Origin of the sequence: Photobacterium sp. TY1-4 (assembly GCF_025398175.1) — a bacterium.
In the GTDB taxonomy this organism is placed as follows: domain Bacteria; phylum Pseudomonadota; class Gammaproteobacteria; order Enterobacterales; family Vibrionaceae; genus Photobacterium.
This window is the reverse complement of record NZ_CP099735.1, coordinates 409,796-424,581: the sequence shown is the minus strand read 5'-3', so window position 1 is coordinate 424,581 and position 14,786 is coordinate 409,796. Positions and strand designations below refer to the sequence as shown.

The window sequence follows — 14,786 nt, the reverse complement described above, 5'->3', positions numbered from 1 at the left end:
CGAAACTGGCATATGAAAAAGCCCGCTATTGCGGGCTTCATTGCTGAGCCGGTCAAGCGCGGCGGCATTATCGTCGCTGGTTTCAATCCGGCGGTTTTTGGCTTGTGGCTTGGCTTCCCTGATACGCTCGGTGCGTTCCCTCGCCTCCGCTTTATTGGCCTGCCACTGCGTGAGCAGCGACAGGCCGCCGGAAGCCACTAAACTGAATAATCCCATCACAGCCATCCTTTTTTCTTCATGTATTTGAGCGCGTAGGCACCGAGAATTTCCCCGGCGACGTTGACGGCAATAGATGCCGCGGCTTTCTTGGCGGTCATGCGAGTTTTATCCCCTTAATCACGTCGCTGATTGGATACCGGTGGCCGACTTCCATTCGGGCCATGGCCTGAATAATCACCGCAGCGGTGTCATCGTTGTCAACGTCGACCACTTGGTGCTTGCCGTAGCCGGTCCAGCGACTGACCATGTTGGCTTTCGTGGCTGGGCGCGAAGGTATGCACAATGTCGTGAATGGTGGACTGCTTAACTCACGGATTTTATGAAATTATCATATTAAACAGTGCTTTATGATCGATATGGTTTACATTGAGCATCCATATGCTAGCATTTGCATATCAAAACCACACAACAATATACAAGGATAATTTGTGTACAAAACAATCATCGCTCTAGCGGCATCAATGGTACTTTCGGCAAATGCGATTGCGTTGGAAGTTGTTAATGAACCAAAGGTTCTCCTGCCAAATGAAAGTGTACAAAGCTTTATGGTGACGGATCTCAACAGCGACGGAATGAAAGAGTTAGTCTTTGTAACTCCAAATGGTGAACTCAAGTATTCCACCCTGAAACCAGGTATTGGCTTATTGGGCCCTAGCGATCTTCAAACACTGATGAACAACCATTATGCCATTTATATAATGAATATCAGTCTACAAGGCGAACAAGAAAATGCGAGCAGACTACACATCGATCACTATGGAAATGTATCTCTGAAGACTTCACATGGCTTCGCTTGCAAAGGAACACCGAAGTTGAAGCATGGAAATATAGTTATCAACAGTATCCAAGCAGAAGGGCAAATCACCTTAACTTACGTGGCAACTGATTTAGTCGTAGGAAAAGTAAGGTGTTTGGATTCAGATATAAAACAAGATGAAGCAGTTTCTTTCATCGCAACTCGCCCCTAGGAAAAGCAGAAATATCCGGCTGGACCACCAGTAGATTCAGCCGGTTCCCACAGCCGATTTACAGAATACATAAGCATGATGCTCATTATTGGAGGTAGAATGACAACAACTTAATCAGTTTGCCCATTCAAGTCCCCTAACCCATTTTATGTTCGTTTTTAATGCACTATCGCAGCGTCCAGCGGAATCCAAGCGTCGATCATTACCAAGCCGTGTTCGTGTACCATGCAAAAACAGTGGCATTCCACAGTAATCTACGATGACGTTAAAGTGCTGAATTTGTATCTCAAGCACGTGGATAAACAACAACATGTGATGGAGCGGGAAAATACAGAAATACTGAGAAGTGACCCGTAAGGTTACAAAACAAAGATTTACTCCGAGTGTTGGTCGTTGATATTACACACATCACAATCGTAAATTCTCTTGTTATTCATTCGTCTAAAAGGTTTTACTCAGACATGGTCAACACTCAACATACTGCCATTACTAGAATTTATTCGCCGAGACAAGTTGCCTGTGGTGCGCTTGGTGGGCCGGTAGGATTGATTTATTTCTTGTGGGCGAATTTCGCCATCATGAAGAAAAAAAACCACACAAAGCTGACGGCGGTTCTTGGCGTGGTCTTTATTATCGGACTTATTTTTTCTGCGCCTTTCGTGCCACCAAACATCCCGGGACTTGCATTTACCGCATTGTATGTTGTTCTGGCATATTTAATGTCACGGAAATTCCATCTGGACAACAATGAAATCATTGCTTCGAGTGAGTACACCTTTCATTCAAGTTTTCGTGTTTTCTGTATCACAGTGATCTGTTTCTGGGCATCATACATTGTCGTCGCTGGCCCGTTGCACTTGCTGTATTCCATTGGGTTCTTCACTGTTTAGAATCGTCTTCTAAATCAAACGACTTGCCTGATGAATGCCTTATTCTGTTGAATCGGATAAGGCATTACTCTCCCACGGTTTCCGCTCTCCCTGACGTCAAGTTACAGGATAACAAAGTTCCCGTTTACGTCATGCCAACTGAACTCCTTTCATCACTTCCTTCAGGGGATACTGGTGCCCGACTTCCATTCTGGCCATGGCTTGAATAATTCTGGCAGCGGTATCATTCCTGCTGACATCCAGCGGTTGATGCAGGCCAAAGCCAGACCACTGGCTGACCATTTTGGCGTAATGATCACTGTTGTTCTCATGGCAGGGCGCAAATGTATGAACGATACGATGAATGGTATTGATATTGCGCCTTTGGTAACTGCGCAATACACGTGCTCCGGCTCGAAAACCGTAAACTGGGCTTTCAAAGATCACAAAACGGCCATCATGACCGACCTGGCCTCCCAGGGCAAGATCATGAACGTTTTTTGCCCAATGCCAGGTCAAAATTGACCTGATGAGCCGATTGTGATCTTATGCTCCTCTTTTGAGGAGTGACCATGAATATCGATACCATCAAAGAGCATTTCAGCATCATCCGTGACGAACGACAAAGCGCAAAAGTGGACTACCCACTGTTTGATATTTTGTTTGGCTCGATCTGCGCCGTGATAGCAGGAGGTCAAGGCTGGACCGACATTCGCGAATACGTTCTTGGCCACCATGAGTGGTTTCTTAAGCAGAGCCTGTTTGAAAAAGGTGTGCCCGTTGATGATACCTTTGCTCGTCTGATTGCGAGTATCGATCCCGCTGAGTTTCGTGACTGCTTTCTGGCCTGGATGAAAGCGGTGCACAAGTTGACCTGTGGTGAGGTGGTTGCCATTGATGGCAAGACCTTGCGCGGCTCCTATGACAGAGACGACAGACAAAGCACCATCCATATGGTGAGTGCCTACGCCAGCGCCAACCAGCTGGTATTGGGCCAACTCAAAACCGACAATAAGAGCAATGAAATCACCGCGATACCGGCACTGATTAAGATGCTCGACTTACGAGGCGCCATCGTGACGATTGATGCGATGGCCTGCCAGACCAAGATAGCCAAGGTAATTACCAGGGTAATCCCCCCGAAAAATAACAGCAGTAAAAAGTAGAATTTTCTCGTAACCTAAACGAAAGGAGATTCTGCATGAAAAAATCACGGTACACGGACAGTCAGATCCTAGCGATCTTAAAACAGGCAGAAGCAGGTACACCTGTGCCAGAACTCTGCCGCGAACATGGTATGAGCAGCGCTACTTTCTATAAGTGGCGCGCCAAGTACGGTGGTATGGATGCCTCTCTCATGACGCGGCTGAAAGAATTGGAAGATGAAAACCGGCGTTTGAAAAAGATGTATGCCGAGGAGCGCCTCAAGGCAGAAGTCATCAAAGACGCCATGGAAAAAAAGTGGTAAAGCCCTGTGAGCGGCGCTTGCTTGCTCAGCATTCGGTGGCGCGATTTTCAATTAGCATTCGCAAGGCTTGCCGGTGGTTCGGCATCAGCGAAACCGGGTACCGTTATCAGCCTAAGATGGCAACGGAAAACGCTGAGATAGCTCAATGGCTTGTCACACTGACTTCTGAGCAAAGTGACTGGGGCTTCGGGCTATGTTTTGATTATTTGCGCAATGTTAAAGGCTTCCTGTGGAATCATAAGCGGGTTTACCGTATCTATTGTGAGTTGGCACTAAACCTGCGGATACGTCCCCGGAGAAGGCTCAACCGAAACAAGCCGGAGCCATTGAAAGAGCCGACGCGCGCCGATCAAGTCTGGTCGTTGGACTTTATGCATGATCAACTGTCGGATGGACGGAACTATAGGCTACTCAATATCATCGATGACTTCCGTCGTGAAGGTATCGCGATTGAAGCAGGCTTTTCGCTGCCGGCACTGCGTGTGATTAGAGTTTTGGAACAGCTTTTAGAATGGCGTGACACACCAGTTGCCATTCGTTGTGATAATGGTCCCGAGTTCATTTCCCATGAGTTTACAGCATGGGCAAAAAGAAAAGGGATACGAATAGATTACATTCAGCCAGGTAATCCACAACAGAACGCGTATATTGAACGTCATAATCGTACGATGAGATATAGCTGGGTGAGCAAGCATCTGTTTGACTCACTGGAAGAAGTTCAGGACTATGCAACAAAATGGTTGTGGTTCTACAATTATGAGCGACCACACAAGGCCAACGGAGGGAAACCACCTTTGATGGCTGCTTAACTCCTACTTTTAACTGCGGTTAAAAATGGGAGGATTACCCCAGCAAGGGCGGAGATTACTTGTTGGCAGTTAAGGGCAATCAGGGCAAGTTAGCGGCAGCTGTACAGACCGCCTTCGCCCCACATCGCCGCGCCCCGATTGACAAAACCACGTGTCAAATCGAGAAGCAGAAAGGCCGAGTTGAAGCGCGTACCTGCCATGTACTGAATGCCAGAGAGTTGGAGGGAGACTTCTCCACTTGGAGCGGGCTGACCAGCATCGTGATGGTTGAAAACTACCGCGCAGCAAAAGGCAAAGAGCAAGAGTTGGAGTACCGCTACTACATCAGTTCAGCCGAACTGACCCCAGAGCAAGCCGGGAATGCCATCCGAGCCCACTGGGGCATTGAGTCAATGCACTGGATTTTAGATGTGAGTATGCGGGAAGATGCTTGCCTGATTTACCGAGAAAACGCGGCTGAAAACTTGGCGGGGTTAAGGCACATGGCACTTAACATGCTCAGAGCTGGGCCAACCAAGATTAGCGTGCCGATGAAACAGAAACGCTGCATGATGAAACCCGCCTTCTTGGAGCAAGTCCTTGTGGCCGGATTTGCGTCAATGGCTAAATACTAACCATTCATGCGGACGCCCTGCCTGGCCTCCCCACTGATTACGCTGATTGTACTCAATATTTAAAGGATTATGGTTACGAATACCACGTGCAACACTCCGCCCCTTTCTATGTTTAGAGGACGTGCGAATGACCTTCGCGCGGTAAGCAAAAAGGTAACGTCTGAATTTTTGGAATAGTCTGGAAAACATGAAAAATGTAATACTTTGTACATGAAAAATATGGAGAAATTTCATTTTTATTTTCTCCATAAGTGAATTTCAGACGATATACCATCAATGACATCTATTCGACTGCAGTAATGTAAGGAATAAATAATTCGTGCAGGGCAAGATCATGAATGTTTTTTAACCAACGCTAAATCAAAATTGACCGAACGAGCCTACTGTGATCTTATGCTCCTCTTTTGAGGAGTGACCATGAATATCGATACCATCAAAGAGCATTTCAGCATCATCCGTGACGAACGGCAAAGCGCAAAAGTAGACTACCCTCTGTTTGATATTTTGTTTGGCTCGATCTGTGCCGTAATAGCCGGAGGTCAAGGCTGGACCGATATTCGCGAATACGTTCTTGGCCACCATGATTGGTTTCTTAAACGGAGCCTGTTTGAAAAAGGTGTGCCCGTTGATGATACCTTTGCTCGTCTGATTGCGAGTATCGATCCCGCCGAGTTTCGTGACTGTTTTCTGGCCTGGATGAAAGCGGTACACAAGCTGACCTGTGGTGAAGTGGTTGCCATTGATGGCAAGACTTTACGCGGCTCCTATGACAGAGACGACAAACGAAGCGCCATCCATATGGTGAGTGCCTACGCCAGCGCCAACCAGCTGGTATTGGGCCAACTCAAAACCGACAACAAGAGCAATGAAATCATCGCAATACCGGCGCTGATTAAGATGCTCGACTTACGAGGCGCTATCGTAACTGTTGATGCGATGGCGTGCCAGACCAAGATAGCCAAGGCAATCACCAGTAAGGGGGGAGATTACTTATTGGCAGTAAAGGGCAACCAGGGCAATTTAGCGGCAGCCGTACAGGCCGCTTTCACTCCATACCGTCGCGCCCCGCTCGACAAGACTACGTGTCAAATCGAAAAGCAAAAGGGCCGGGTTGAAGCGCGTACTTGCCATGTACTGAATGCCAGAGAGTTGGAGGGGGACTTCTCCACTTGGAGCGGACTGACCAGCATCGTGATGGTTGAAAACTACCGTGCGGCAAAAGGCAAAGAGCCAGAGTTGGAGTACCGCTACTACATCAGTTCAGCCGAGTTGACCCCAGAGCAGGCCGGGAATGCCATCCGCGCCCACTGGGGCATTGAGTCAATGCACTGGATTTTAGATGTGAGTATGCGGGAAGATGCTTGTCAGATTTACCGAGAAAACGCGGCTGAAAACCTGGCGGGGTTAAGGCACATGGCACTGAACATGCTCAGAGCTGAGCCAACCAAGATTAGCGTGCCGATGAAACAGAAACGCTGCATGATGAAACCCGCCTTTTTAGAGCAAGTCCTTGTGGCCGGATTTAAGTCAATGGCTAAACCCTAACCATTCATGCGGACGCCCTGATAATTCGTGTAAGCAGAAATTAATCTGTATGTTCCACCCTCCCAAAAAATACCATTGATAATCATAAGCTTAGTTGAAGAAATCGTAGTGAGATATTATATGGTTACAGAGAAATATTCTATTACTGATATGTTACCCGATTTTAAAGGAATATGTCTGACAATTTTAAATTGAATATAAACTTGATATCGATAACTAAAAATTATACTTAAAAACAATAATATGACCTTTGTTGAATAGAATATGTCATATCCGTATGGTAGGGTGATTTTGTGTGGAAATAATAATAACGACATATTTGTAAATAAATGAGGGTGATCATATGGATATCAATGGAAATGATATCAACGGTTTTGACGTTGACGTAATACATTTGTACTTGCAGGATATTGCGCAAAAGCCTTTATTGTCTAAGTTTGACGAAGCGCAGTATAGCCGTAAAAGTTTACGCGGAGACCAAACTGCAAAATCTTCGATGATAGAAAGTAATTTACGACTCGTGGTAAGTATCGCAAAGAAGTATCGTAGCAGTGGTTTGTTACTGAGTGATCTTATTGATGAGGGAAATATCGGTTTAATTACCGCGGTTGAGAAATTTGACCCTGAGCGAGGATTTCGCTTTTCAACCTATGCAACTTGGTGGATCAAACAAACTATCGAGCGAGCAATTCACAACCAGGCCCGTACCATTCGCCTCCCTGTCCATGTGTCCAAAGAGATTAATACGATCATTCGAACACATAAACAGTTAATGAAAAGTTCGAGTCAGGAACCAAGCCACGAAGAGATTGCAAACAAGTTAGAACGAAATGTTGAAGAAATTTCTACGGTACTAGCCTTAGATGCCCCGGTCGTGTCAATCGACCAGGCGATTTCTGATGATAGTAAATCTCAGAGTATCTCGGCTTTCATCGCAGATGATTCATCAATGAAGCCGGACACCGTGATTGGCAACCAGGATGTGGCGAGCCTTGCCATTTCTGTATTGGACTGCCTGAACGAGCGGGACAAAGAGATCATCTGTCGGCGATTTGGTCTCTTGGGCTATGAGGTGCAAACTTTACAGCAAGTCGCGGATGAAGTCGGGCTGACACGCGAACGAATCCGTCAATTGCAAGTCAACTCGCTCAAGAAGTTAAGAAACAACCTATTGCGCTGTAACTATGATTTAGAAGTCCTCTTCTCTGAAACGGCATAACATACGACAAAGAGTGCTTTTCCCCTGGTAAAGCACTCTTCTGAACCCACTTCGCAATTTCGCGAAATTGAGTTGTCAGCGGCCTCATCGTCCTTGTGCTCCTTCCCCCAAATCGATTTGCAATAACTTCAAGACACGCCGTGATTTTCCTTATCATCAATGTCCAGTTGAATTAGGAGCTTGGCGCATGCTTTACAAAACAATGGTGGCGATGATTTTTTGCTTCGCAATGGCTGGTGCTTTTTCCGTGGATGCTAAAAGTGATTCTAAGGATAAGTGTTTAAAAACCCGAGCGAAAATTGAAAAAATACAGAAGAAAATGCGCCAGGGATACACCAGCAAGCAAGGTGAGAAATACAGGAAGAAACTCACCAAGCTGTATAAAGAAGAATTTAAACACTGTTTTTAAGCATCTCGAAACTGCACTGGCAGCTTGTCGGGTCAAGGTTAATACTTATCAATATTTTTATGAGTCGTTGAAGGTGCTCAGTGAGAAGTATTATCGTCCTGCTTTGTCTGACAATGCTGGCATCTTGCGTGAGTTACAGTGTGACTGAATCTGAGATCCAGGATTATTTAGATAGCCGTGCCAGCTATGAGCGGACGGTTGGCGTTAAAGGTTTTGCACATGCCAATATCAAGTTTAACGATCTGAAAATCGGTATTGGTCGGGTCACCGATGATCGAGTGAATCTGGATGCAAAATCTCATGCCAAGATTATGATCACCGGCCAACCGCAACAGGAAGTGGCCATTCAGGCAAACTTCAGCGCCATCCCATATTACGACAAAAGCGAGGGGGCGATTTACCTCAAGGACTTAAAGGTAGAGTCGCTTGATCTCACCCCGGACACATTCAGCAATTTCGCGGCCAAGCAGCTGCTCTCTCCTATTGTTGAAATGGTCGGGAATCTAATTCTTACCCAGCCTGTCTACCGATTGGATGATGAAGACATGAAGCAATCCTTGCTCAAGACGGCTCGGCCAGAGCTGAAAATTAAAAATCATGCTTTGGTTGTTCAGATGCTTTAAATTGCTAGCTTGTAATTGTGATCAATGTGGTTATAGATCGTCTGGCGAAATTACAAAGTTATAGTGCGCCAGATGGTTGAAAGTAAACCGACGAATAGCACAGCGGCGCCGCTGGCCGCTGTACAGATCTCTGGTTTATCAATCCCTTGATTAAATAAACAACGTATAACCGCTAAACATGATGATCAACAACCACACCGGACATTGCCGATACTTCAGCAAACCATAGCCAACCATGACCACTGCAACATCTAGTGCTGACGTAATCGAGGTCTGAATCACAGGGGAAACAAAAGCACTTGCCAGCAATCCGACGACACTGGCATTCACTAAGGCCAAAGACACCTTGAGTTTAGGATGTGTCATCAATGCATGCCACGCAGGCAGAAACGCAAAGAGTAGTAAACCACCCGGAAGAAAGATTGCCAGCGTTGCCACCGCACTACCGAGCACCGGACTCTCAGCCATAGCTGCCGTACCAAGATAGCTGGCCATTGTAAACATCGGTCCAGGCACAAGCTGTGCTGAGGCGTACGCACTCAGGAATATTTCTTTACTCACGATGCCATGAACCAAAGGCTCCAGTAACGGCAGCACCACATGCCCACCGCCAAACACGAAGCTCCCGGCCTGGTAGAAAATATTAAATAAGTTGATCCAAGCTGACTGTTCCGTGATCAACGGCAACCCGATCAGCAGCGCTACAAACACGCCAAGCAACACAAGGTTGGGGCGAATGGATGAAGCTGAGTGCGCAGCCGAAGCCTCAGACGCCGATCGGCTCAAAGCAATCACGTAGCCCACGCCCGCGGCGCAAAGAATCGGGACAATTTGCCCCAGGAGGCCTTCACTGAAAAAAACACTGACCGCGGTGAGTAAAGCTGCCATGCCGGTGAAGGCATTCGTGAGATTCTTCTTCGCCATCCCCCACAACGCATCAGCAACCACGACAACAGCCAATAGCTTCGCCGCGCTGATCACACTCTCGATCACCGCATTGTCGGCGTACTCATGCGCCCCCATGGCCAACACCGTCAGCAGGATAAATGACGGGAAGGTAAATCCGATAAATGCTGCCAATGCGCCCAGATAACCGGCTTTTGAATAGCCAATATACATCCCCAGTTGGCTACTCGCCGGGCCGGGCAAAAACTGGCACAACGCGACTGCCTGCGTAAAGTCTTGCTCGCTTAGCCACTTTCGATGCTGAACAAACTCACGTTGAAAAAAGCCGATATGGGCTGCCGGGCCTCCGAAACTATAGAGCCCCAGCACAAAAAATCGATACAAAACGGTTAGATACATAACTCCTCCTCGGAGCCTGAATCATACTCGAGCCAAGATCATTATTGAAATCGTTCAGCTTGATATAGTGAATGATTGAAATCAATAGAACCTTCAGGTTCAAGCGGGCAGAATATTTCACTAACACACACGCTCAAGTGTAATTTAACAACAAAATCAATCCATGCATTATCCCCACATGGAAACGATAACCTTAAACCATTGAAATAAAACAAATATAATCATCACAGCGACACATTGCATGCTTGAGAAAATCAGCGGAATATGCTGAAACTGCGAAAATACTGTCGCTTTGTGTCCCTTGCCATTAGTAGCAACCAACGGCATAGCTTCGGAACACGCGGTACAGGTGAGATTGCAGATGGTTTGTAAGGCATAGTTGTGAATAAGCACATCGACAAACAAGCACTGGCGAAGAATTTTGTGACATTGTCACAGGTTGATGACTGAATCATTTACCGCTTAACTATCAATGGTATAATTCCAGCGTCTATTAACTGCGGTTCTCCCCTTATGCTAGAAAATCTTCAACAAATGGTGATCTTGGCAACTGTCGGCCATGAACAGAACTTTACCCGTGCAGCAGAACGGCTCGGGATTTCAAAATCACAGGTCAGCAAACAGATTCGAATGTTGGAAGAGCGATTGGGATGCCAGTTAGTTCAGCGAAGTACACGCGCCGTTGCACTGACGGAGATCGGCCTGCAGTATTCTGAATATGGCCAACAGCTGTTGGATACCGTCAGTGAAGCCGAAGCCATGGTCGCTGGCTATCGCAATGAGATCAAAGGTGTCTTACGGGTCGGCATTGCCCAGTCTTTCGGAAACTCGCACATCACCTCAGCCCTGGCCGAGTTTCAGAAAGCTCACCCGGACCTGGAGCTTGAAGTCAGCCTGTTTGACCACCGCCCTAACCTACTCGAAGAAGGATTTGACTGCTGGGTCGCCATCCATGAACATCCGCCGGAGGGGATGGTTGCACGCAAATTAGCAGATTGCCGCTTCGCGGTGGTCGCTTCCCCTGAATATCTGGCCGAACACGGCGCGCCGGCATCCCCGGGAGAGCTGCGTAAGCATAATTGTATTACCTACCAGAGCCGGGAACGGAAATACGTAAACTGGGAGTTTGTCCGTGATGGCGTTCGCCAATCAGTACGTGCTCGCGGCAACTACCGAATTGATAATGCCCCGGCTGTGTTGGAGGCTGCTCTTTCCGGGCTGGGGATCGCCTATCTGGCCACATATCTGATCACAGACGAGCTCGATACCGGGAAACTAGTACAGCTGTTGCCGGAATGGAAAGCTGATGTCGAGCTGCCAATCTACGCCGTCTACCCGCGCCGTAAATATTTAGCCCCCAAAGTTCGCTCATTCATTGATTTTATGTCTGAGCGCATGTCGGTGCCGCCTTATCGCGAGCTCAATCCGATCACGCAAGGCTAACCTACGTCTCAATAAATCAGTTGTGGAACCGGACAAATGTTCTAAACCTAAAGGAGTGTTTGTTCATTCCAGGTTCCGCAATGTCAGGTCACCCACCGCTGCTTTCTCTAACTTTCGGTGTGCTCTTTAGCAGTCTGCTGTTGACGGCGTGCGGGACTGAAGGTGACAGGGTCACTAGAGATACTGAGCGCTCCGGCCCGCCAGCAGTTCCCCCTGCCGCAATATTACTGACAGAGCTGCCTGAAATGCGGCAAACTGTTTACTTTGACAAAGATAGCTATCTGCTCAATGATGACGGTCAACGTATGCTGGATCCCATCGCTATTCGCCTGCGACAGCACCCGGACAGTTACGTGATTGTGATTGGCCACAGTGATGACAGTGGCACAGAAGAAGAGAATGTGGTGCTATCCTACGAGCGGGCTTTTACCGTCGCAATTTACATTGCATCCGTGTTTGGCATCGAGGAGGAACGAATCCAGTTGGTTGCGGCCGGAAATAGTGACCCGGTCACGAATGTAGATCAGCCACATGAACGGCAACGCAATCGCCGGGTTGAGGTGTTGTCGCCCCAGGTCATCGTCCGAACGCTCAGCCCGATCTCAGAGCCCGCTTTCTGACAGCCGTCCGATCAGCGCCGCTTCTGTTGCGGAAGCAGGCAGCAGTCCCAACACTGCTGCCGTTTGCTAGAATGTTGTATTGCTTTATTGTTTTTTCAAGGCCGGGAAGGCGTACATTTTCTTCAGAATATCCGCGACCCCTTGCGGTAACCCCGAGAGTTTTTCTGCAAAACGGGCCTTCTCTGCTTCGGTCGCGGTTTCATCCTCAATACCGGCTGCAATGTAATTGGCCGGGAACAAGTGATAGTTGTTGGCGATTTGCTGATCAATCGCTTCCGCCAGTGCTTCAGGCGTCTCAGCCGGCGCGCGGATCACATCACCAAAACTGACATGAATCCGGCGTTTCTGCCCGACAATTCCCTGAACGATACTTTCGATATCCTCGAATTCACCTTTCTCGTAGCTGCCATGAGTTTCTTTCTCATACAACTCTTTGGCTTTGGCAACATCACAAGGATCGTTCTCGTAGGAGATCGCAACCGGGACAATATTCAGGCCGGCCATAAATTCACTGAATGGCTGCTTGCGCTTCCGGCCTTCCATGTAGAACATCTTTAAAATAGCCGGATCAGTTTTATCATCACCATCCTTGGCACGGCCTTCTTTCTGGGCGATCCAGATCGAGTTGCCCGTCTCCAGGGAATGAGAGATATATCCGGAGAGCAGCCCCAATGCTTTCATCATCTCGCGCGGTGCCTTCGCCGAGCGTTTGACAATGAAGCTTTTATTCAGTCGCATTAGCTCCGTCGCACACGGCTTTTTCAATAAGTTATCGCCGATAGCAATCCGAAGTGTCTGGAAATTATTCTTGTACAGGCACCAGTTCACCATCGCCGGATCCATGGCAATATCCCGGTGGTTGGAAATAAACAGGTAAGATTGGCTTGGGTCCAGTTTGTCCAGACCACTTTGAGTGACACCGTCACATGAATGGTCGATGGTTGCTTCCATATAGCGTGCGACTTGCTGCTGTACGTCAGCAACCGTCTTCACGTTTGACCACTTCCAAATTAAAAAGCGCTTGATCAGCGGGATCAACAGCCAGCCCAGGACACCGGAGAACTGCGGGAATCGGTAGTTGAGGATGGCCGTAATGAATTCCTTGTCATTCACCAGACGCGCGATCGCCCCACTAACTTCTTCATCGTTATAAGGGCGTATTTCTTTATAGATATCGTTATTTGTTTGCACAATCATGTTTCATCTTAAATAAAAACCGCGACATTTTACGCAGATTTATCAGTTTGCCCAATGACATGGCCCCATATCAGGAATGGTTGGAGGTCATACCACATAAAAACGCATGAATTTCATGCACCTTATCCCAGTTTTGTTACTGATGTCTGTTGTTAGCGTAGCAATTTCAGCCAAAAAAGCGCCAATTAAGTCGCCAAACCTCCGACGTTGTTGACGCTTTCGCCAAAACAGAACAATATGTGCGTGCTTTTCTGCCAGAGACTGACTATGAAACAAGCTATAGAATTTTCGCATACCCTTCAGCAGTTCCTCCATGTGGGATCCCGCCGAAAAAGCCATATTTCCTATATGATTGTCGTTCGCGAAGGTGCTGCGCTATTCCGGCTGGGACATCAGGAGTTTCTGGTACCGAAAGGACAGGGATTCTGGATCCCATTTAACTGCCTGCACGCGCTCACGGTGCTCCCGGGCACGCGTTACGACACAATCTCATTCTCTTCTCGACTGACCATACCTTTGTGTCGCGAAGCCGGCTTTTTCACGGTCAGCCCTCTGCTTCGTGCACTACTTGATGAGTTACAGTGTCACCAAGGTCATTCGACGACGCTGACTCAAGCGGAATCGGTCGAGAAAAACCTGCTGAACGTGATTGCGGATCAAGTCACGACGTTGCAAGTCCGAACCGAAGAGATCTGTCCTGGGTTAAATCCAGCGCAAGCAGCACAACTGGCACAGCTTTTCAAAGGTGAAAAAATCACGCCGACAGCCATGTTGGAAGCCCTGCCAACCTATCTGGGATGTACTGTGAATGAATTCGAAGCCTGCTTAACCATGCGGGAAGCGTTGCGGCTGACTCGCTCCGGTCGTAAGCTTGAGGAAATCGCCCAAACCCTCCAGACCAGCCACCAGGCTTTGAATGCACTGGCCCTCCCAATCCTGGGTCATCACTTCGAGTAAGCCAGTGACAGCAGTCTCGGTGTTTCTGTACAGTTCCCCGCACAAACACCGAGGCCGGTTATTGAAATGGGATTTCCACTTGTAAAAAGAGATCGTTCAGACTCTCTTCGTGCCAGCGGTAATCGACACGGAACCGGGCTGAACGTCCGTCTTCCCCTCCGACGCCAAGACTCATTTGCAAGCCGTGATTCTTAATCCATTGCTGTGCATCCTCCAGGGTCAGCACGTCAAGACGCTGGTATTTCTCCGGCAACCATACGCCAACACCGTAATAAGTGGATTGGGTATTCGAAGACAACACCGGTGAGTCATTGTGCCCGGCCCAGTTGTCCCAAAAACCCTCTTCTGCTGCCTGCTGCCCATCTCCATCGACCAAGGTCAGTTCACTCGAAGATGTCTGTTCCATTGGTTCCGGGATCGCGATTGCCTCCGGCTGACACGGCTGCGCATAAACAATTTGTTCTTCCGCCGTCATTTGCAGGGATGCATTCGCAGACATATGACACGCCTGCGCCCACACC

At 48.0% G+C, this 14,786-nt stretch carries 16 protein-coding genes and 2 pseudogenes; 14 read left to right on the top strand and 4 right to left on the bottom strand.

All coding sequences use genetic code 11. The features are described from left to right. The first annotated feature begins 12 nt into the window (after positions 1-12). Positions 13-201, top strand: coding sequence for a hypothetical protein (locus NH461_RS18540; RefSeq protein ID WP_261604090.1), 189 nt, complete (start codon positions 13-15; stop codon positions 199-201). 112 nt (positions 202-313) lie between these two features. On the opposite strand, the gene NH461_RS18535 is transcribed toward NH461_RS18540, so the two are convergent. Continuing rightward, a complete protein-coding gene (locus tag NH461_RS18535; RefSeq protein ID WP_261604089.1) occupies positions 314-466 on the bottom strand; it encodes a hypothetical protein in 153 nt (50 codons plus the stop codon). Positions 467-647: 181 nt separating this feature from the next. Here NH461_RS18535 and NH461_RS18530 point away from each other — a divergent pair, with 181 nt between their 5' ends. From NH461_RS18530 to NH461_RS18485, 10 genes and pseudogenes are all read left to right on the top strand, one after another. Then, positions 648-1,187, top strand: a complete 540-nt coding sequence (locus tag NH461_RS18530) for a hypothetical protein (RefSeq protein ID WP_261604088.1) — start codon at positions 648-650, stop codon at positions 1,185-1,187. A gap of 461 nt (positions 1,188-1,648) precedes the next feature. Next, positions 1,649-2,077: a hypothetical protein gene (locus NH461_RS18525; RefSeq protein WP_261604087.1), complete on the top strand. Its 429-nt coding sequence runs from the start codon at positions 1,649-1,651 to the stop codon at positions 2,075-2,077. Positions 2,078-2,251: 174 nt separating this feature from the next. Then, positions 2,252-2,581, top strand: coding sequence for a hypothetical protein (locus NH461_RS18520; protein ID WP_261604086.1), 330 nt, complete (start codon positions 2,252-2,254; stop codon positions 2,579-2,581). A gap of 47 nt (positions 2,582-2,628) precedes the next feature. Then, positions 2,629-3,216: pseudogene (locus tag NH461_RS18515) on the top strand (ISAs1 family transposase); the annotation flags it as partial. 41 nt (positions 3,217-3,257) lie between these two features. Continuing rightward, positions 3,258-4,333, top strand: a protein-coding gene (locus tag NH461_RS18510; protein WP_261602597.1) for an IS3 family transposase whose coding sequence is annotated in 2 segments (ribosomal slippage) — positions 3,258-3,510 and positions 3,510-4,333 — 1,077 coding nt in all. Because the reading frame shifts where the segments join, the coding sequence is not laid out codon by codon here. 41 nt (positions 4,334-4,374) lie between these two features. Beyond that, positions 4,375-4,947: pseudogene (locus tag NH461_RS18505) on the top strand (ISAs1 family transposase); the annotation flags it as partial. A gap of 417 nt (positions 4,948-5,364) precedes the next feature. Then, positions 5,365-6,492, top strand: coding sequence for an ISAs1 family transposase (locus tag NH461_RS18500; RefSeq protein WP_261604084.1), 1,128 nt, complete (start codon positions 5,365-5,367; stop codon positions 6,490-6,492). A 343-nt stretch (positions 6,493-6,835) separates the two neighbouring features. Further along, positions 6,836-7,711, top strand: a complete 876-nt coding sequence (gene rpoS, locus NH461_RS18495) for an RNA polymerase sigma factor RpoS (protein ID WP_261604083.1) — start codon at positions 6,836-6,838, stop codon at positions 7,709-7,711. 187 nt (positions 7,712-7,898) lie between these two features. Continuing rightward, complete coding sequence (locus NH461_RS18490) at positions 7,899-8,120, top strand: hypothetical protein (RefSeq protein WP_261604082.1); 222 nt, start codon at positions 7,899-7,901, stop codon at positions 8,118-8,120. Between the two features lie 80 nt (positions 8,121-8,200). Continuing rightward, on the top strand, positions 8,201-8,743 hold the full coding sequence (locus tag NH461_RS18485) for a DUF1439 domain-containing protein (protein WP_261604081.1): 543 nt from the start codon (positions 8,201-8,203) through the stop codon (positions 8,741-8,743). Between the two features lie 150 nt (positions 8,744-8,893). Here NH461_RS18485 and chrA read toward each other — a convergent pair whose 3' ends face one another. Further along, the gene (chrA, locus tag NH461_RS18480) at positions 8,894-10,048 is read right to left on the bottom strand and encodes a chromate efflux transporter (RefSeq protein ID WP_261604080.1); all 1,155 of its coding nucleotides are present in this window, start codon (positions 10,046-10,048) and stop codon (positions 8,894-8,896) included. Positions 10,049-10,561: 513 nt separating this feature from the next. Between chrA and NH461_RS18475 the strand changes: the two genes are divergently transcribed. After that, positions 10,562-11,491 (top strand): LysR family transcriptional regulator, encoded by a 930-nt coding sequence (locus tag NH461_RS18475; RefSeq protein ID WP_261604079.1) that lies wholly within the window; start codon positions 10,562-10,564, stop codon positions 11,489-11,491. 245 nt (positions 11,492-11,736) lie between these two features. After that, a complete protein-coding gene (locus tag NH461_RS18470) occupies positions 11,737-12,111 on the top strand; it encodes an OmpA family protein (protein ID WP_261604078.1) in 375 nt (124 codons plus the stop codon). An 84-nt stretch (positions 12,112-12,195) separates the two neighbouring features. Here the strand turns inward: NH461_RS18470 and NH461_RS18465 are convergent, their stop codons facing one another. Then, entirely contained in the window at positions 12,196-13,302 is a 1,107-nt protein-coding gene (locus NH461_RS18465; RefSeq protein WP_261604578.1) for a 1-acyl-sn-glycerol-3-phosphate acyltransferase, read from the bottom strand. A 273-nt stretch (positions 13,303-13,575) separates the two neighbouring features. Between NH461_RS18465 and NH461_RS18460 the strand changes: the two genes are divergently transcribed. Then, positions 13,576-14,265 carry an AraC family ligand binding domain-containing protein gene (locus tag NH461_RS18460; RefSeq protein WP_261604077.1) on the top strand — a complete coding sequence of 230 codons (690 nt, stop codon included), beginning with the start codon at positions 13,576-13,578 and terminating at the stop codon, positions 14,263-14,265. Positions 14,266-14,323: 58 nt separating this feature from the next. Here the strand turns inward: NH461_RS18460 and NH461_RS18455 are convergent, their stop codons facing one another. Beyond that, positions 14,324-14,764 carry a hypothetical protein gene (locus tag NH461_RS18455; RefSeq protein ID WP_261604076.1) on the bottom strand — a complete coding sequence of 147 codons (441 nt, stop codon included), beginning with the start codon at positions 14,762-14,764 and terminating at the stop codon, positions 14,324-14,326. Between the last annotated feature and the right edge of the window lie 22 nt (positions 14,765-14,786).